Origin of the sequence: Dyadobacter alkalitolerans DSM 23607 (assembly GCF_000428845.1) — a bacterium.
GTDB lineage: Bacteria > Bacteroidota > Bacteroidia > Cytophagales > Spirosomataceae > Dyadobacter > Dyadobacter alkalitolerans.
Window position 1 is genome coordinate 56,569 of record NZ_AUAS01000001.1, and the last position, 18,166, is coordinate 74,734.

Annotated in this window: 16 protein-coding genes and 1 pseudogene; 12 read left to right on the top strand and 5 right to left on the bottom strand. The window is 45.5% G+C overall.

Translation table 11 applies throughout. The features are described 5' to 3' along the window. Positions 1 to 210 precede the first annotated feature (210 nt). The 3 genes from G395_RS28320 to G395_RS28325 all read left to right on the top strand — a co-directional run bounded on the left by G395_RS28320 (position 211) and on the right by G395_RS28325 (position 3,652). The gene (locus G395_RS28320) at positions 211 to 879 is read left to right on the top strand and encodes a porin family protein (protein ID WP_051349907.1); all 669 of its coding nucleotides are present in this window, start codon (positions 211 to 213) and stop codon (positions 877 to 879) included. Between the two features lie 164 nt (positions 880 to 1,043). Continuing rightward, positions 1,044 to 2,534: a helix-turn-helix domain-containing protein gene (locus tag G395_RS0100230; RefSeq protein WP_026628199.1), complete on the top strand. Its 1,491-nt coding sequence runs from the start codon at positions 1,044 to 1,046 to the stop codon at positions 2,532 to 2,534. Positions 2,535 to 2,692: 158 nt separating this feature from the next. Next, positions 2,693 to 3,652 carry a sterol desaturase family protein gene (locus tag G395_RS28325; protein WP_051349908.1) on the top strand — a complete coding sequence of 320 codons (960 nt, stop codon included), beginning with the start codon at positions 2,693 to 2,695 and terminating at the stop codon, positions 3,650 to 3,652. Here the strand turns inward: G395_RS28325 and G395_RS28330 are convergent. Then, positions 3,645 to 4,495 (bottom strand): annotated as a pseudogene (locus tag G395_RS28330) (acyl-CoA dehydrogenase family protein). The gene G395_RS28325 and the pseudogene G395_RS28330 overlap by 8 nt on opposite strands. A gap of 100 nt (positions 4,496 to 4,595) precedes the next feature. Between G395_RS28330 and G395_RS30920 the strand changes: the two are divergent. Next, the gene (locus tag G395_RS30920) at positions 4,596 to 5,015 is read left to right on the top strand and encodes a hypothetical protein (RefSeq protein WP_157486488.1); all 420 of its coding nucleotides are present in this window, start codon (positions 4,596 to 4,598) and stop codon (positions 5,013 to 5,015) included. A 4-nt stretch (positions 5,016 to 5,019) separates the two neighbouring features. Here G395_RS30920 and G395_RS0100250 read toward each other — a convergent pair whose 3' ends face one another. Beyond that, positions 5,020 to 5,943 carry a sugar phosphate isomerase/epimerase family protein gene (locus tag G395_RS0100250; RefSeq protein WP_026628200.1) on the bottom strand — a complete coding sequence of 308 codons (924 nt, stop codon included), beginning with the start codon at positions 5,941 to 5,943 and terminating at the stop codon, positions 5,020 to 5,022. 109 nt (positions 5,944 to 6,052) lie between these two features. Between G395_RS0100250 and G395_RS0100255 the strand changes: the two genes are divergently transcribed. From G395_RS0100255 to G395_RS0100290, 7 genes are all read left to right on the top strand, one after another. Beyond that, entirely contained in the window at positions 6,053 to 7,639 is a 1,587-nt protein-coding gene (locus G395_RS0100255; RefSeq protein ID WP_026628201.1) for an NAD(P)/FAD-dependent oxidoreductase, read from the top strand. 75 nt (positions 7,640 to 7,714) lie between these two features. Continuing rightward, positions 7,715 to 7,948: a DUF4160 domain-containing protein gene (locus G395_RS0100260; protein ID WP_026628202.1), complete on the top strand. Its 234-nt coding sequence runs from the start codon at positions 7,715 to 7,717 to the stop codon at positions 7,946 to 7,948. A 29-nt stretch (positions 7,949 to 7,977) separates the two neighbouring features. Continuing rightward, positions 7,978 to 8,217: a DUF2442 domain-containing protein gene (locus tag G395_RS0100265; protein WP_026628203.1), complete on the top strand. Its 240-nt coding sequence runs from the start codon at positions 7,978 to 7,980 to the stop codon at positions 8,215 to 8,217. 30 nt (positions 8,218 to 8,247) lie between these two features. Then, on the top strand, positions 8,248 to 8,901 hold the full coding sequence (locus tag G395_RS0100270) for an NUDIX hydrolase (RefSeq protein WP_026628204.1): 654 nt from the start codon (positions 8,248 to 8,250) through the stop codon (positions 8,899 to 8,901). Between the two features lie 169 nt (positions 8,902 to 9,070). Next, on the top strand, positions 9,071 to 11,899 hold the full coding sequence (locus tag G395_RS28340) for a DNA gyrase/topoisomerase IV subunit A (protein ID WP_035360178.1): 2,829 nt from the start codon (positions 9,071 to 9,073) through the stop codon (positions 11,897 to 11,899). A 186-nt stretch (positions 11,900 to 12,085) separates the two neighbouring features. Next, on the top strand, positions 12,086 to 12,679 hold the full coding sequence (locus tag G395_RS0100285; protein WP_026628205.1) for a SanA/YdcF family protein: 594 nt from the start codon (positions 12,086 to 12,088) through the stop codon (positions 12,677 to 12,679). Further along, positions 12,676 to 15,246: a DUF5686 and carboxypeptidase-like regulatory domain-containing protein gene (locus G395_RS0100290; protein ID WP_084439332.1), complete on the top strand. Its 2,571-nt coding sequence runs from the start codon at positions 12,676 to 12,678 to the stop codon at positions 15,244 to 15,246. The genes G395_RS0100285 and G395_RS0100290 overlap by 4 nt, the downstream gene beginning before the upstream one ends. Positions 15,247 to 15,250: 4 nt before the next feature. On the opposite strand, the gene G395_RS0100295 is transcribed toward G395_RS0100290, so the two are convergent. Then, positions 15,251 to 16,231, bottom strand: a complete 981-nt coding sequence (locus G395_RS0100295; RefSeq protein WP_026628207.1) for an ABC transporter ATP-binding protein — start codon at positions 16,229 to 16,231, stop codon at positions 15,251 to 15,253. Continuing rightward, positions 16,231 to 16,803: a nitroreductase family protein gene (locus tag G395_RS0100300; RefSeq protein WP_026628208.1), complete on the bottom strand. Its 573-nt coding sequence runs from the start codon at positions 16,801 to 16,803 to the stop codon at positions 16,231 to 16,233. Before G395_RS0100300 ends, G395_RS0100295 begins: the two co-directional genes overlap by 1 nt. Before the next feature lie 170 nt (positions 16,804 to 16,973). Between G395_RS0100300 and G395_RS0100305 the strand changes: the two genes are divergently transcribed. Then, positions 16,974 to 17,294 carry a heavy metal-binding domain-containing protein gene (locus G395_RS0100305; RefSeq protein ID WP_026628209.1) on the top strand — a complete coding sequence of 107 codons (321 nt, stop codon included), beginning with the start codon at positions 16,974 to 16,976 and terminating at the stop codon, positions 17,292 to 17,294. Positions 17,295 to 17,636: 342 nt separating this feature from the next. Here G395_RS0100305 and G395_RS0100310 read toward each other — a convergent pair whose 3' ends face one another. Continuing rightward, positions 17,637 to 18,095 carry a GNAT family N-acetyltransferase gene (locus tag G395_RS0100310; RefSeq protein ID WP_026628210.1) on the bottom strand — a complete coding sequence of 153 codons (459 nt, stop codon included), beginning with the start codon at positions 18,093 to 18,095 and terminating at the stop codon, positions 17,637 to 17,639. Positions 18,096 to 18,166 lie beyond the last annotated feature (71 nt).

Consider the following 18,166-nt stretch of genomic DNA (forward strand, 5'->3'; position numbering starts at 1 on the left):
TGCCTTGCCAAATTTCCAAACTGAGCGCAAAAATAGCGTTTTTGATTGTAATAAGGTTTACACAGCACCACATTACGTTACTGACTGCCCGCTGATCCGGTTCTTGTAGAAACTAATGCCCATTTCAAGTGAAATTTCAGATCAAGGTTCCGGGCACAGGTTTTTAAGATTTTTTATTAAGTCAATTATATCTACTAACCAGAAATCAACATGAAAAATTTTATGATTGCGCTGTGCTTGATGACGATAAGCTACGCAGCGACAGCTCAATACGACCCGGCTTTCAGGTTCGGGGTTAAGGCAGGAGCTAACCTATCGAACATCAATGGAAGCAATGACCTGACACTTGCATCGGGCAATAATCCATTCAATTTTAAAGACAACGACAACCGTTCACTGGGTTTTGTGGGAGGTGTATTTTTCCGTTTTGGTAAATCATTTTATATCCAGCCTGAGATTTTGCTATCACAGAAAGGAGGCCGCTTTAATGTATATGAAGACGGTGTGCAGGATTCAAATGGAAAGGTTGATGTTCGTTTTTCAAACCTGGATGTGCCTATTTTATTTGGTGTGAGAGTGGCAAAGTTCTTCCGCATTAATGTTGGCCCGATGGCTTCTTTGAGATTATCCAATAATGGTAAAATCGGCGATTCATTTGATGTGATCACGGGCGAAAACTCGGCTGAATTCAAGAACAGACTAGCGTATGGCTATCAGGCGGGTGTAGGATTTGATTTTGGCAGATTAAGCCTGGATGTGCGTTACGAAGGAAATTTCACAGACATTGTGAAGGTTGAATTTGATAATGCTACAACCGCTTCGCAATTTGGCAAGAAGAGCAACTTGTTCCAGGCAACGCTTGGCTTTGCAATTTTCTGATCCAAAACAACAAAGCATAACAAACGGGACCGTCGCTACGATGTGTCCCGTTTTTTGTTTTAATATATTACCACTGAATCTTGCAGCTATTTCTACTTTTACATTTCTTTAATTAAATTGCCTGTAAACGAAATCGTACATTACAGGCCGATTCTATCAGCGCAGTGGCAATAAATACAGATAATGTAAGGTTGGTTTTCGGGTTGAAGCTTAAACAGCTCCGATTGGATAAAGGATTGTCACTGAATGAGCTGTCTCAAAAATCGGGGTTATCGATTTCGTACATTAACGAAATTGAAAAAGGCAAGAAATACCCGAAGTCCGACAAGATCATTGCCCTGGCGTCCGCTATGGATGTGGATTATGACACGCTCGTTTCTCTCAAACTCACCAAACGCCTCGAACCCATTTCGGACCTGCTGAGCTCGAATGTGCTCACCGAGCTCCCGCTCGAACTTTTCGGCATTGATCCCGCTAACCTGCTTGAAATTCTTTCCGATGCCCCGGCCAAAATCAGCGCATTTGTAGGCACACTGATCGAGATTGCGCGGAATTATAATATGTCGATTGAGAAATTCTATTTCTCGGCTTTGCGGACTTACCAGGAAATGCACGACAATTATTTTGAGGACATTGAGCTGGAATCAGAGCGCTTTTTGATTGAAAACAATGTCAACCCAGAGCAAATCCTGAATGAAAATGATTTGGCCGAAATCCTAAAATCGCGCTTCAATTATTCGATCGAAAATATTAATGAAAAGGCCAATCCTGAGTTTGCCAGCGTTCGTTCCCTGACCATTACAAATCCAAACGGCAATCGCTTGCTGATCAATAATCACCTTACGTCAGTGCAGCGGGCATTTATTTTCGGTCGGGAGATTGGTTATTTGTATTTAAATCTGAAAAACAGATTGCATACCACGGCTTTGGTGGAAGCGGAATCGTTTGAGCAGTTGCTGAATAACTTCAAAGCATCCTACTTTTCAAGCGCGATCATTATTAAGAGAAGCCTGCTTGTGCCAGCCGTCGCAGCGGTTTTTGAACAAAAAAAGTGGCAGCCGCAACAGCTTATTGACCTCATTCACAGGTTCAATACCACGCCGGAATCATTTTGTTACAGGTTAAGCAACATTATGCCGCGCTATTTTGGCATTAACCAGATATTTTTCTCCCGTTTCAACAATTTCGTCGGTCAGAATATTTTCGATATGACCAAGGAAATGCACATTTCCCGGAAGCATTATCCGCACACCGTGAAAGACGAACATTATTGCCGGCGCTGGGTTGCATTGACGATTCTGAATGATTTGGGAGACATTATCAAGCGAAAAGAGCAGCCCCGAATCCTTTGCAAAGCACAAAAATCGACTTACCTGGACACGCGGGATGAATATCTGGTGATCAGTTTCGCATTGCCCATGTCCCCTACTCCGGGCCTCAATGTGAGCGTTTCCATGGGCATTTACCTGGATGAGCCGACCAGGGAAAAATTACAATTCCTGGACGATCCCTATTTGGTTGCCAGAGAAGTAAACCAAACCTGCGAACGCTGCTCGCTCTTCGACTGCCGCGAAAGGATCGCCGCACCAACTATTCTCCAAAAACGGCATAAAAACGAAGAATTAAGGAAAGCATTGAAGCGGATGATCAACTAAAATCGAGACGATATAGGGGTTTAGGCGCAGTTGAATGTCTTATCAGGGAGGTGATTAAAAGTTGATTAAATGCTGGATTAGAAATATCTTAGAATTTATCTTCGCAAACCTTACCACCACGTTCCGAATTATCTTTGTGAATATTTGACACCAATGCTATGCCTGGCACATATGAGTTTGAAGATTTTCTTTTAAAAGTCTCCACTCCGTTTTATCTGTTGCTGATCTGCATCGAAATTTTCCTGACTTACCGTCCCGCGCACCACCACGACAGCCCTCGAGCTTCCTATAATTTTAAAGATTCTCTTACCAATGCATCCTTAATGCTCCTGAACGGAGGCATTGACCTTTTATTCAGAACGGCCTATGTGAGCGTGCTGATCTGGTTTTACAACATAGGCGCGGTAACGACCATTACCAATCCGTTTTTTTACTGGTTTAGCCTTTTCCTGCTGGAAGACCTCGCGTTCTACACATTGCATTATGTGGATCATCACAGCCGGTTGTTTTGGGCCGTGCACGTAACGCACCATTCCTCAGAGCATTTCAACCTGACGACCGGTTTCCGCTCTTCTGTTTTCCAGCCGCTTTACCGCTTCGTGTATTACATCCCGCTGGCGCTAATCGGCTTTAATCCCGCCGACATCATCATTATGTACTCGCTCACGCAGATTTACGGCATCATTGTGCACACGGAATATGTGGGCAAACTGGGCTGGCTTGAATACATTTTCGTAACCCCTTCCCATCATCGTGTTCACCACGCGAGTAATGTGCAGTATTTAGATAAAAACATGGGCATGTGCCTCATTATCTGGGACCGCATTTTCGGCACATTCCAAGAAGAGTTGGAAACCGTCCCGCCCGTTTACGGATTGACCAAACCCATTGAAAACACAACGCTGGCCCACACCGTTTTGCACGAATGGAAGGAAATAGGAAATGATTTTAAGCAGCAAACAAACCTGTGGACGAAGCTCAATTACCTGATCAAAGCGCCAGGCTGGTCTCACGACGGTTCAAGACAAACCACAAAGGACCTGCAAACACATCTCTCAGAACAAATTACACCAAAACAATTTATAAGAACTGACGGCCAGCAACCAACGGCTATTTAAACGCTGGAATTCCGGTTATTTCGGCACCCAGGATCAACAAGTGAATGTCATGCGTGCCTTCATAAGTGATTACTGATTCCAGGTTCATCATATGTCGCATGACGGGATATTCACCGGAAATCCCCATTGCACCCAAGATCTGCCGACATTCCCGGGCCACATTCAGCGCCATAGCCACATTGTTACGCTTCGCCATGGAGATCTGGGTTGTTGTGGCTCTGCCGTCATTCACCTGTTATGAATTTCGGGAGTGGTAAAGCCCGCCATTCCGCGCTCCACGATCAGTCCACGCACCTTTCCTTCCTCATCCCTCGCCCAAACGACCGCTATATCAGCAAACGGAGCATTGGAAATCCACATTTTGGAACCATTAAGGAGATAACCATTTTCCGTTTTAGAAATCCGGGTCTTCATTCCAGCCGGGTTGGAGCCATGATCCGGCTCGGTCAATCCGAAGCAACCAACCAGTTCGCCCCCGGCGAGTCCAGAAAGATATTTTTGTTTTTGTTCCTCAGATCCAAATTCATGAATAGGCCACATAACGAGCGAACTCTGCACCGAAATCGTCGACCGCATGCCCGAATCGCCTCTTTCAATCTCCTGGCACATTAAACCATAACTAATGTAATCCAGTCCCCCGCCGCCGTATTCAAGCGGAATTGTCGGGCCAAAAACCCCAAGCTCTCCAAACATTTTGATCAGATGCAACGGAAATTCCGCCCTTTGCGCATAGTCTTCAATGATGGGTTTGATTTCCCTGTCGGAAAAGTTTCTGACAGTGCTCGCAATCAGTTGCTGCTCAGTAGTTAGCAGATCAGCGATGTTATAAAAGTCGGTGTTCATGATGAAATGCTTATAAAATTTCTACGCACAATATATAACAGTTACAACCATTCTTTTAAAAATCGCATCTTTCCTGTCGAATCATTAATGTTAAGAAACCATGAAAATCTATAACTCAATATTTATAACGCTTCTATTTGTCAGCATGTTCTCCTGCAAAGACAAAGACATTCATGTTGAAAATAGCGGTCTTGTAGGGAAGTGGAAAATGGTTGAGTTTTTATTTGATCCGGGCGATGGCAGCGGCAAATTCCAGAAAGCCTCAGAAGGGGAATCCAGCATCGTAGAATTCAAAGCAAATGGTGATTTCAAAGAAACCAAAGGTTTGCTGTACTCATCCATTAATCCATATACCAAATATAAAATCATCGACAGTCGCCGCATCGAACTCAGCGGCGCACCCGACAGCAGCGTTTACCCTGCGATTATCTGGACATATAAAGATCTGAAAAGCGATTCAGTAACACTCGGTTTCAGCTGTTACGAAGCTTGTCTCGGAAAATTTGTAGCCATAAAATAAAGCATTATCTCAGCCAATTTTTGAATAGCTCCCTACTGTAAACCAAATTTTGCTTATGCGCCTCAACAGCATCCATTGTTTTCGGCGACGTTTTTTCAAGACATTGTTCCAAAACCAAATGAGGCGTCACATTCATTGACTGTAAAGTGCTGACCAGGCGGCGGTAATCAATGTCGCCATCGCTGAATGCTTCCTGCCAGATTCCGTCTTTGGATTGGCGCAGATGTAGCTCGACAATTCGTTTTCCATACAATTTTACAATATCAAAAAGTGCAATCTGCGAATTGCCGGAGCCGCGGTAAACCCAATGCACATCCAGGCAGAGGGAAACATTTTTAGGGTCTGTAGCTAGCAGCATATGATGAAATTCCCGCGCAGCCGCACGCAGCTCCACATCATGCGTATGGTAAGCGAGCGTCATACCGCGTTTTTTCAGTTCGGCACCTAGTTTATCGAGGTTTCTTGCCTGTTCAGCGAGTTCAGCGTCATTCTTATTTTCGGACCCGCCCCATTGAAGCGGGTTGGGATTGGTGACAATGATCTTTGTATCAGCTGGTTTCAAAGCATCCGCAATTGCGAGCACAGATTCAATGGACTTGGTCGCCTCGTCAGCTTTATGTAAGGAACTGTTCACGTAAACCGATGGCATAGCAAGATGATTTTTTTTCAAAACCGGCAACAATTTGCCTACTTCATCTGCCTGGGTAAATGCGGGTTCGTAGGCTTTGAGGCCGGTTGAAGAAAACTCTTTTAGCGAAGCATCCAGGTCGGCGCCCCATTCTTTTCCTTCACGGGCGTAAAATGTAATCCATGAATATTGGTTGCACGAAATGGGAAAAGTGGATGCCGGATTTTCAATTTCCGGCAAAAAAGTAGCTCCGACCGAGACAGCCAGCGAATTCATAAATGTTCTTCGATCGATGGTCATGACGTGAGGCTGTTTTGGAAAAGTCAGGTAATTTTAATCAAAGATGAAAACAGAAGAATATTACCGTCTTGCTTACCTTTGCAGCATTAAAGGATAAATCCCTTTCCCAATGCACCAAACGCTTCAACTGACATTAGCGCCCGAAATCGCGCTGGACGACGAGAATTTTCGTCAGCATATCATTAAAAAATTGCGGCTGCGTCACAACGACACGCCCATTATCCGCAAAACCCGCCAATCCATTGATGCCCGCAGCCGGCAAGTGAAGGTGAATGTGCAGGCAGAAGTTTATGTCAACGAAACCCCGCCTTCGCTCATCGGTTTCCAACTGGATTATCCCGACGTGAGTAAAAAGCCCCAGGCATTGATCATTGGCTGCGGTCCGGCAGGCATGTTCGCCGCATTGCGGTTGATTGAGCTGGGCATTAAGCCGGTGATTTTTGAAAGAGGCAAAGATGTGCGCGCCAGACGCCGTGATCTGGCTGCTATTAATAAGGAGCACATTGTTAATCCTGAATCCAATTATTGCTTTGGCGAAGGCGGTGCCGGGACTTATTCGGATGGAAAGCTATATACGCGCTCTAACAAGCGCGGTGACATTCGCCGGGTGCTGGAAATTTTCGTAGGCCACGGAGCCAGCGAGCAGATCCTCATCGACACACACCCGCACATCGGCACCAACAAGCTTCCGGTCGTGGTTTCCGAAATGCGCGAAAGCATATTGAAAGCGGGCGGCGAAATTCATTTTGACACAAAAGTAACCGACTTCATCATTGCCGAAGGTGAGTTAAAGGGAGTTATTACCGATGATAGTAAGGAACATCTGGGCATTGGCGTGATCCTGGCAACGGGACATTCGGCCAGGGACATTTACGAGCTGCTGGATGCGAAAAAGATCCTCATCGAGAGCAAATCATTTGCGATGGGCGTTCGTATTGAGCACCCGCAAAACACCATTGATAAGATCCAGTATCATTGCGAGACGGACCGTGGGCCTTACTTGCCCGCTGCTTCATATAGCCTGGTAACCCAAACGCGCTACAAAGGCATTCAGCGTGGCGTTTTCTCCTTTTGCATGTGTCCGGGTGGGTTCATTGTGCCTGCGGCGACGGCTTCCGGAGAAGTGGTCGTAAATGGCATGTCGCCTTCCCGCCGTGATTCGCCATATGCCAATTCGGGCATTGTGGTTTCGATTGAAGAGCATGATCTTTTGCCTTATAGAGAATTCGGTGCATTGGCTGGCTTGCAATATCAGAAGGAGATTGAACAGGCAGCTTGCCAGTTTGCCGGTGCCACGCAAACTGCTCCGGCTCAGCTGGCCGTGGATTTTGTAAAAGGAAAAGTTTCTTCGCAATTGCGCGACACATCTTACCAGCCGGGCTTGCAGTCTGTTGACCTGCGGGAGATTTTGCCAGCTGAAATTGCCTTTCCACTTAGCGAAGCACTTTCTGATTTTGGACAAAAAATGAGGGGTTATATGTCTGGAGACGCGCAGTTGATTGGCGTTGAAAGCCGGACTTCCTCCCCCGTACGTATCCCCCGCGAACAGGAAACCTGCGAGCATCCCGAACTGAAAGGCTTATTCCCTTGCGGCGAAGGGGCCGGTTACGCCGGCGGCATTATGTCGGCCGCCATGGACGGCGAACGCTGCGCCCAGCAACTTGCAAAATTATACGCCAACAAGAAAATCCAATAACTTCCGTATCCGTCGTTGTATTGTTATATTTGCATCAATGACGTTTGGAAGAAATTCCTTATCACACACTATTTTATGCCAGAGATTTTCAGAATGTTCGGGATGAAGTTTTTCTTTTACAGCCTTGAACATTTACCCATCCATATTCATGTCCGCAATGCGGACGGAACCGCCAAGTTTGAAATAAACCCGGTTAAACTGGTTGAAAGTCATGGCATTAAGCCTAAGGATCTCGTGCTTGCTGAGGCGCTGGTTGAAGAAAACAAAGAACTGATCACTGAAAAGTGGCAGCAGTTTCACGGCGAATGAGCATCTTAATTTTCTAACTATTGAATGATATGAAAATTAAAAACGTATGGTTCGACGACTCGAATATTTATGTTGTTACGGAAAGCGGACATACCATTGGCAATCCGCTGGAATGGTTTGCCAGGCTTAAAAATGCTACGACAGAACAACGGGAAAACTTTGAGATCGGCCCTGAGGGCAACAGCCTGCACTGGGAAGAAATTGATGAAGACCTGAGCCTGGAAAGTCTTTTCGATTTCAAGCGCGAACTGCATTATGCCAAAATCTGACACCAACACTCTACTCAACAACCTGCCTCTATGGCCACTTTGGGATCATTTTCCTTGTTTGTTAATGCACTCACTCAAAAACTGAAATATCCGCTGCCGGGGGAATCGGCGCACCGGATCATGCAAGCTTCTTCAAAGCTCCGATTGACTTTCAAACCCAACGCCCGCACCCGAAAAAGCGCCGTTCTGGTTTTATTTTATCCTTATAAAGACGAAATTTATTTCCCGCTGATCCTTCGCCCAGCCTACGACGGCGTGCATTCCGGGCAAGTGGCATTCCCTGGCGGACGCTTCGAAAATACAGACGAAAATCTGATCCGCACCGCCTTGCGCGAAGCGCAGGAAGAAATCGGCTTGCGCTTGAATGATGTCAAAATCCTGGGCGTTCTTACCGAATTATTCATCCCGGCAAGTAACTTCTACGTTCTCCCGGTAATTGCCACAATGCCTTACCGCCCCGACTTTTACCCCGACCCGCGGGAAGTGGAAGATATTTTTGAGATCAAATTAGAAGAAATTTCTGATATTGAAATTATCGGTTCGAGCGACATACAAGTCCGTGGCGAACAGGTTCATGCACCGCATTATATGGTGCAGGGATACAAAATCTGGGGTGCCACAGCGATGATGATCAGTGAGCTTTTGACTGTTCTGAACGCGCCGGAAGGTGACCCGGAAAGCTAGAAATTAACGCTTTATTTGCTATATTAGCAGGTAATTCAAATCGATCTTCCGGTCAAGTCTGCGCTGTTCCGTCTTTCTGGAATGGTTCAGTGCTGCATCCCGAACCGGCTGATAGCGATTGTCTTACAAATATTTACTGAGTACTTAAAACCTGGTTCCTCCTTCATTTATGGACGAAAACGGAGCTACGCCTGACGTAGAAGATAGCGGATTGCACGATAAACTGCCCATTTCGGGACTATATGAAAGTTGGTTTCTTGATTATGCATCTTATGTAATTCTGGAACGCGCGGTTCCAGCCGTAGAAGATGGCCTTAAACCTGTTCAAAGGCGCATTATGCACGCTTTGAACGAGATGGACGACGGCCGTTTCAATAAAGTTGCCAATGTGGTAGGTTCTTCAATGCAATATCACCCGCATGGCGACGCCTCCATTTACGACGCCATTGTAAACATTGGCCAGAAAGAATTGCTTTTTGACACCCAGGGAAACTGGGGAGATATCCGCACCGGCGACGGGGCAGCGGCGGCGCGTTATATAGAAGTCCGTTTGTCGCGCTTTGCCAAAGAAATTGTTTTCAATGACGATACAACCGAATGGCAGCTTTCCTATGACGGCCGTAAGCGCGAGCCGGTAACATTGCCGGTGAAATTCCCGCTGCTGCTTTCCTTGGGCGTTGAAGGAATTGCGGTAGGCTTATCTACCAAAATTCTCCCACACAACTTCTGCGAGCTGATCGAAGCGTCAATCAACATTCTGCAAGGGAAAGAAGTCACGATCTATCCGGATTTTCTGACCGGCGGGCAAATTGACATTTCAAATTATAATGATGGTCACAGAGGCGGAAAAGTAAGGGTTAGGGCCAGAATTGAGGAAGAGGATAAGAAAATGCTCGTGATCCGCGACATTCCGTTCGGGACTACGACGACGTCCATCATTGATTCGATCATTAAGGCCAATGATACGGGAAAAATCAAGATCCGGAAAGTGGTCGACAACACGGCTGCAGAGGTGGAGATCCAGGTGCATCTGGCGCCAGGGGTGTCGCCCGACATTACGATGGACGCGCTTTATGCGTTCACCGAATGTGAAGTTTCCATTTCGCCTAATGCTTGCATCATTATCGCCGACAAGCCGCATTTTGTTGGGGTAACGGAAATTTTAAAATACAACACAGGCCAGACGGTTCATTTGCTACAACGAGAGCTTGAAATCAAGCGGTTAGCGTTGCTGGAAAAGATCCTGTATGGTTCTTTGGAAAAAATATTCATTGAAAACCGCATTTACCGTGACATTGAAGAATGCGAAACTTTCGAGGCTGTAATCCGCACCATTGACAAAGGACTTGAACCCTACAAGCCGCAATTTTACCGTGAAATTACGGACGAAGACATTGTAGAACTGACCGAGATCAAGATCAAGCGTATTTCAAAATACGATGGCTACAAGGCGGACGAGTTGATGAAAAAGTGGCAGGAAGAATTGGCAGAAACCGAGGATAACCTGGTGCATATCACCCGTTTTGCCATTGAATATTATAAAGACCTGCTCAAAAAATACGGCAAAGGACGTGGCCGCAAAACCGAAATCCGGGCATTCAACCAGATCTCGGCGAACATTGTGGCAGCCAATAATCAAAAATTATATGTGAACCGAGCCGAAGGTTTTATCGGTTACGGGCTCAAAAAGGACGAATTCGTAACAGACTGCTCGGACATTGACGACATTATTGTTTTCAAATCCGACGGGAGATGTTTGGTTACGAAAATCCAGGAAAAGGTTTTCGTAGGAAAAGACATTATACACTGTGCAGTTTTTGTCAAAAACGATGAACGCATGGTTTATAACCTCGTGTATCTGGATGGCAAAACGGGTGTTTCCTACATCAAAAGATGCCAGATCACCGCAGTCACCCGCGACCGTGAGTACGATCTTACACAGGGCACGCCAAAATCCAAGATCACTTATTTCACGGCGAATGAAAACGGTGAAGCTGAGATCATTGCGGTGAGCTTATCGGCTCAGAGCAAGGCTAAAGTGAAGCAGTTTGACTTCAATTTTGCAGACTTGCTGATCAAGAACCGCAGTGCGATGGGAAACATTCTGACGAAATATCCTGTCAGGAAAATCATATTGAAACAGGCCGGCCGCTCCACATTAGGCGGAGTCGATATGTGGTTCGATCCGATTATCGGACGCCTGAACCGCGATGAAAGAGGAGAATACTTAGGCAACTTCGGTCCTTCCGACAGCATACTTGTCATCTATAAAGAAGGGTCTTACGAGCTTACGAACTTTGACCTGACCAATCATTACGTCTCTAATGAAGTGGTTCTTGTCAAAAAGTTTGATCCGAAAATGGCCATAACGGCATTGTACTATGACGGCGGCCAGAAAAACCATTTCATCAAACGTTTTAACATTGAGACCTCTACGCGGGATAAAAAGTTTGTTTTTATCAGCGATGCCAAAAACAGCAAGTTACTGCTAGCCAGCACCGATAAGCGCCCGAGATTGGAAATTATCTTACCCAAAACAGCCACCAAAGAGCAATCAAAAGAAGAATATGTGATTGAAGAAATGGTCGATGTGCGCGGCTGGCGGGCGATGGGAAACAAGCTTCCTAACGACAAGTTCAAGGATGTGCGCTGGCTGGAATCCCTGCCAGAACCTGAGGAGGAAGCAGTTATAGCAGAAGTTGCCAATGAGGAGGTCTCGGATGAAGACAGTACTACTGAGGACGTTGGGGGTGAGCAGATTGCCACTGAGGAAGTTGCAGATGAAGACATTAAGGTAGCGGAAGCTGCCGAACAAGAAGACAATGCGGGAGATATTTCGCCAGCGGACGATAAGGCAAAATCAGAGACGGACGACTCAAAATCAGAGACGGACGAAAATGCAAAATTAGAGACTAGCGAAGACGCAAAACCAGAGACAAAGCCGAAAAAAGAGCCTAAAAAACGGAAGGATGAGAAAAACCAGCTGGGCCTTTTTTAAGCGATTTATCAAAAAAATAAAAAGAAAGTCAGCAACGAAGAACGCTGCCCGATGCGTACGGTCTACTAGTATAACATCGTGTACAAAAGACCGGAATATTACAAAGAGTTGGTACATTAGAAGACAACTTCAAGTATACGAGTGAAAAATTTGATTAAAACCATATTACTCTTATTATTTGCGTGCATGGTTTTTATCTTGCTTTGTAACCTCTGGGTGGTGTATAATACAAGGCAGTACAACTACTTTTCAATCGAAAACCTGCCTTCCAATGATGTCGCATTGGTGTTGGGGACGAGCAAGAAATCCGAGAAAGGAAAAGAAAATCTTTTTTTCAAATACCGGATGGAGGCGACGGCCCGGTTGTTTAAAGAAGGAAAAATCAAGTACATTATTCTGAGCGGAAACAATGATTCCCAATACTATAATGAACCGCTTGATATGCAAAGAGCGTTACTGAACCTGGGAATACCTGAGAATGTCATGACGCTGGATTATGCAGGGTTCAGGACATTCGATTCGATCATTCGTTGCAAAGAGGTTTTTAATCAGGACAACTTCACGATCATTTCACAAAATTTCCATAATGCAAGGGCACTATATATCGCTCATAATGAAGGCATTAATGCTATATCATTTGCAGCGCAGGATGTGCCGGACGGATATTCGCTCCGGACATTGGTGCGCGAATATCTGGCAAGACCGAAGGCTGTTCTGGACGTTCATATACTGCGTCCCGCGGCAGATGTTACCTCTAACAATGAGATAAGAAAAAAATGAGAAATTGGAATGAGGGAAATGATTCGGCACACGCACCGGTCCACACATATAGCTTGAAAAAAACATTACTTTGCCTGCTCCTATTTGCATTAGTTTGTACCACTAACTCTTTCTCGCAGACCACTTATACGATCAAAGGGAAGATAACGGACGCGACAACCGGTGACGCCATTCCTTTTGCTAATGTTGGCATAAAAGCCTCACTGGCAGGCGCTACAACAAATTTCGACGGCTTTTATCAAATCACTTTCACCCCTCCGGCGGATTCGGTCATCGTCACTTATGTCGGCTATGAGAGCAAAAGCAAACCGATCAAACCCGACCTGGCTGAGCAAACAATTGATATACAACTTTCTCCGGGAACATTGCAGCTGAAAGAAGTCAGGATATTTGCCGGGGAAAATCCTGCTTATGCCATTATGCGTAAGATTGTTGCAGGAAAAGACAAAAATAACACAGACGAGCTGGACGCTTACGAGTACGAAAGCTATAACAAGATCCAGATTGACATTGATAACCTTTCTGACAAATTCAGGAACAGGAAGTCTGTCAAAAAGATGACGCATATCGTTGATAAATACGACGAGGTGAAGGGTGAAAATGGTGAGACAATCATTCCAATTTTCATATCCGAATCAGTATCAGACGTTTATTACCGCCGTAATCCGAAGAAAAAGAAGGAGATCATTAATAAAACCAAAGTCTCCGGCGTGGGTCTGACCGACGGAAGCCTCGTTTCGCAGTTGATCGGGTCGTCGTTTCAGCAATATAATTTCTATAATAACTGGCTGAATATCTTAGATAAAGACTTTGTTTCGCCCATTGCCGACAGCTGGAAAGTTTACTATGAATATTATCTGTCCGACAGTGTAAAAAATGGCGACAAGTATGATTATCAGATTGATTTTGAGCCTAAACACGAGCAGGACCTGGCATTCACAGGGTCGTTTTGGGTGGATGGCGAAACATACGCGCTGACACAAATGGACGTAAGTGTGGGCAAGCGCGCAAATTTGAATTTCATTGAAAAGATTAAGGTTCAGCAGTCCTACGAGTTTTTTGAAGAGCAAAACGAATGGGTAACGTCGAAAACGCGGGTGCTGATCGATGTGGACGAACCTACGAAGCAGACTGCCGGCATGCTGTTGAAGTTTTATTCAGCCAATTCAAAATACAAGATCAACAGTCCGCACGATCCCAAATTTTACGACACGGCCATCGAGCTGAAAGAGGATTACATGCAGCACGATTCGGCTTATTGGCAAAAAAGCCGTCCCGAATCGCTGAGTGCGAACGAGTTGCTTTCTTTTCAGCTTGTCGATTCACTGAAAATGCTGCCCGTGGTGAAAACCTACACCGAAATCCTGAATATCCTGGTAAACGGCTACAAGCGCATCGACAAATGGAACATTGACATTGGTCCTTATTTGTATTTGTATGCCAATAATAAGGTTGAAGGCCACCGTTTTAGGTTGGGATTTAAAACGGATCCAGGATTCAGCAGGAAGTGGATTTTCAGCGGTTATGGCGCTTACGGAACCAAAGATAAGGCTTTCAAATACGGTGCGGGGATGGATTACATTATCGACCGGCAACCCTGGACCATGGCTGGCATCAGTTATTCCAAAGATCTGGAACGGCTGGGTGTTTCTGCGGAGACGATCGGGCCTAACACATTGTTCGGGGCATTTTCACGCTTCGGCGCTTTCCGCAGGGCGTACTGGCAGGAGGACATTTCTGCCTATTTCAAAAGGGAATTGGTAAAAGGATTAACCGGGAGCATCCAGATCCGCCACCGTGATTTCAGGCCTTTATTTCCTTTTACATACAAAACCAATCCCGAGGCTGGCATTGAATCCCCGGTAAAAAGCACATTTGATATCACTGAAATAAACCTAGAAACGCGCCTTGCGAGCAAGGAGACTTTTTTGCAAAATGATAATGAGCGCATCAGCATGGGCAATGGCAATTCGCCCGCCTTTACACTGCGTTACACACTGGGAATCAAGAACTTCCTGGGTGGAGATTTTAACTACAATAAATTTTCCTTCAACGTTAAGCAGAGTTTCCGCTTCGGCGTTATCGGCCGGACTTACTATAATGTAACATTCGGCCTCATTCCTTCCACATTGCCGTACCCATTGCTTTATACGCCGCTCGGCAACGAGTCGCTGTTTTATGTGGACAATGCATTTAACCTCATGCGCTACTTCGAATTCATGAGCGACCGCTATGTTGCATTGCGCGTGGAGCACAATTTCGAAGGCTTTTTATTGAACAGGATTCCCGCTATCCGCAAGCTAAAACTGCGCATGCTGGCAACAGGAAGGGTGTTCTATGGCAGTGTTTCGGATGCTAACTCGTCACTTTCGACAACGACAGACGAATCAGGGAACGAAATTCAGGCATTTAATAAACTCAAAGACAGGCCTTACATTGAGCTTGGCTATGGCATTGACAATATTTTCAAAGCAGGCCGTATTGACTTTGTGCACAGACTCACTTACCTCAGCAATCCGAATGTGACGCCATTTGCAGTGAAGATTTCGTTCTGGTTTAGCCTGTAAGCGGTCAGATGCGTTTCAGGTCTTTGGATGCATAAGTTAAATGCACGACCTGCCCTACTTCCATGTCCATTCTGTTTCTGTAAAAGGATAATTGCTCCTTCTTGGCATTAATACAACGGATTTCCCAGTGGTTTCCATGGAACCGGATCGCCTCCACATTCCCCTGCCATCTGCTTTTTTCCGGATTTTTTGTAGGCTTGACTTTCTCCGGGCGGATATAAAATTGCTTGGAATTTACGTCGTCGGCAAGCCAGTTTATATCACCTGTCAGCTCAGCTACATAACTGTCAACCGGCTGGTTATAAACCTCCTGGGGTGTTCCCGTCTGAATAATTTTACCTTCCCGGAGCACAGCAATCCGGTCCGACCAGGCCAGGGCATCTGCGGCTTCGTGCGTAACGAAGACACAGGACATTCTCTGCTCTTTGCGCATGGTTTCAATAGCGCTGGCCAGCACGCGGCGGTTATGGTTGTCCAGGTGCGCAAATGGCTCGTCGAGAAGCAAAACATCCGGTTGCTCGGCTAGTGCTTTTGCAATCGCTGTCCGCTGTTTCTCACCGCCGGACAGCAGCTTGGCTTTTTGACTTTTTACAGATTCCAAACCCGTGATCGCAAGCAGTTCCGCAACCTTTTCTTTTCTATAATCTACATTATAAAATCGCAGCGAGTACGCAATGTTCTCCTCAACGGTCTGATTAGGAAAAAGCTCAAATTCCTGGTGGATGAGCTTGATGGATTCGTGGCCGGGAATGAGCTCGCCGCTTACCAGTTTTAATGGCTCTTCTTTGAAAAAGACTTTGCCTTCCTCCGCATCCTGAAAACGTCCCAGGATACGGAGTAAGGTGCTTTTACCCGACCCACTTTCGCCTAATATACCCAGCCACTCGCCTGCATTGAGTTGTAAATCAATGTCCGACAGAACCGGTTTTAAACCAAAGCTTTTCGTAAGCGATTGTGCGCGCAGGGTAATTTTGTCTTTCTTCATTATGCCCAGGTAATCTTGTTTTCCATGGGTGTGCGACGGGCCGGCGCTTCCGGTGCATCGTGGTAACCCATGAAATACAATCCCAGACATTTCTGATTTTCGGGGATGCCTGCAAACTTGGCCAGAAGGTCGAGCACACCCGGACTGCTCCAATAGGAACCGATACCATAAGCCGTTGCCGTAAGCCACATATTTTGCACTGCGCAAGCCACAGAAGCTGTTTCTTCCCATTCCGGAAGCTTGTCAGGATGCAACTCTGCGCAGATCATCACCACGACATTAGATTTAAGCACTTTTTCGCCCGCAGCGTCATATCTGGCCTGCGAAAATGATTCGGGAGGCGTTACTGTGCGATATCTTTCCGTGAAAAATCCTGCAAGCTTGTTCAGGCTCTCGCCTTTATAAACTACAAAACGCCAGGGCTCTGTCAATTTATGGGTTGGGGCGTAGTTGGCATTTTCAAGGATCGTCATCAGGACGTCTTCGGGAATGTCTTTTTCAATATAACTGGGCGGAAAAATACTGCGTCGGTTACGGATTACCTGATTAACTGCCTCAACTGTTTGTTCCATTACAATAAAATTTACTTCAAATTTGTCAAAAAAACAAAGCTAGCAATCTGTAAGTAAAATTTACCAACATCGTGCACAACTTTGCCGTTAAACAATTAATTTGGGCGGCTCCTTGGTGAAATCCGCTAAATTGGCCTCAATAAATTTCACTTCAACCAACCTGACACAAGATGCTTGTTACTACTACTCCGAACATTGAAGGCAAAAAAATCATTAAGTACATTGGTTTGGTAAACGGTGAAGCCATTATCGGCGCCAACTTTTTCAAAGATTTTCTGGCCGGGATCCGGGATGTGGTAGGCGGTCGCTCGGGCTCTTACGAGCAGGGCCTGCGGGAGGCTAAAAGCATTGCTATTCGCGAAATGATGGATCAGGCGCAAAGGTTAGGCGCCAACGCGGTTATCGGTGTTGATATTGATTTGGAAACGATCGGTGGAAACAGCTCGATGCTGATGGTGAGCGCAAACGGGACGGCTGTTTGCTACGAGTAAGCAACAAAAAAATGGCCTACCGCATTACAGTAGGCCATTCCACGTAAACCCTCCTCTATCAGTGTTCGTCAAAAATGTTATTGGGTGTCTGACAGGGCGTCAGTCCCAGGCAACAATTTGCTTGACTGAATACTAATAACTAAAATTCTGTGCCAAATTATCAAACAAAAGCAAACAGACAAAAATTTATCAAAGTTTTTTTAGATTTATGTAGATTACTTACTACAAAAAATCGGAATGATACAGTTATTTAAACCTATCTGAACAATCCTAAAACGCGTTGCTGTTTAATTATTCGTCAAATCCGGGAATTCATTCCCCAATCTTTTCACCACCCTTATTTCAGCGAATCTGACGCGTCATTTCAATGTGTTCAATGTCATCTTCCAGGTAGATTTCGCTGGATTGTACGAACCCGAACGAGCCGTAGAACTTCTTTAAATACAACTGTGCCCCGATCCGTATGACGCTTTTACCATACAAAATTTCCACCTTTCTGATCGACTCATTCAGCAGTTCAATGCCGTAACCCTTTCCCCTGCCTTCGCCCGAAACGGCAATCCTGCCTATCGACGGAAATTCATAAGAAACGCCGGGCGGCACAATGCGTGAAAATGCCATCAGCCTCCCGTTCAGATAGCCCGACAAATGATGACATTTCTGATCCTTCCCATCGAGATCCAGGAAGCAGCATTTCTGCTCTACCACAAAAACTTCATTTCTTAATTGCAGCAAATCATACAGCTCGGCCTTGGTAAGGTCTTCAAAAGTTTTGAAATGCCAGGCTAATTTTAAATCCATTTGTGACAGTTGTTCTTGAAAGAATATATTTTTACCTGAATTAAATCGTCTTTCATAAATTTGCAGCGAAT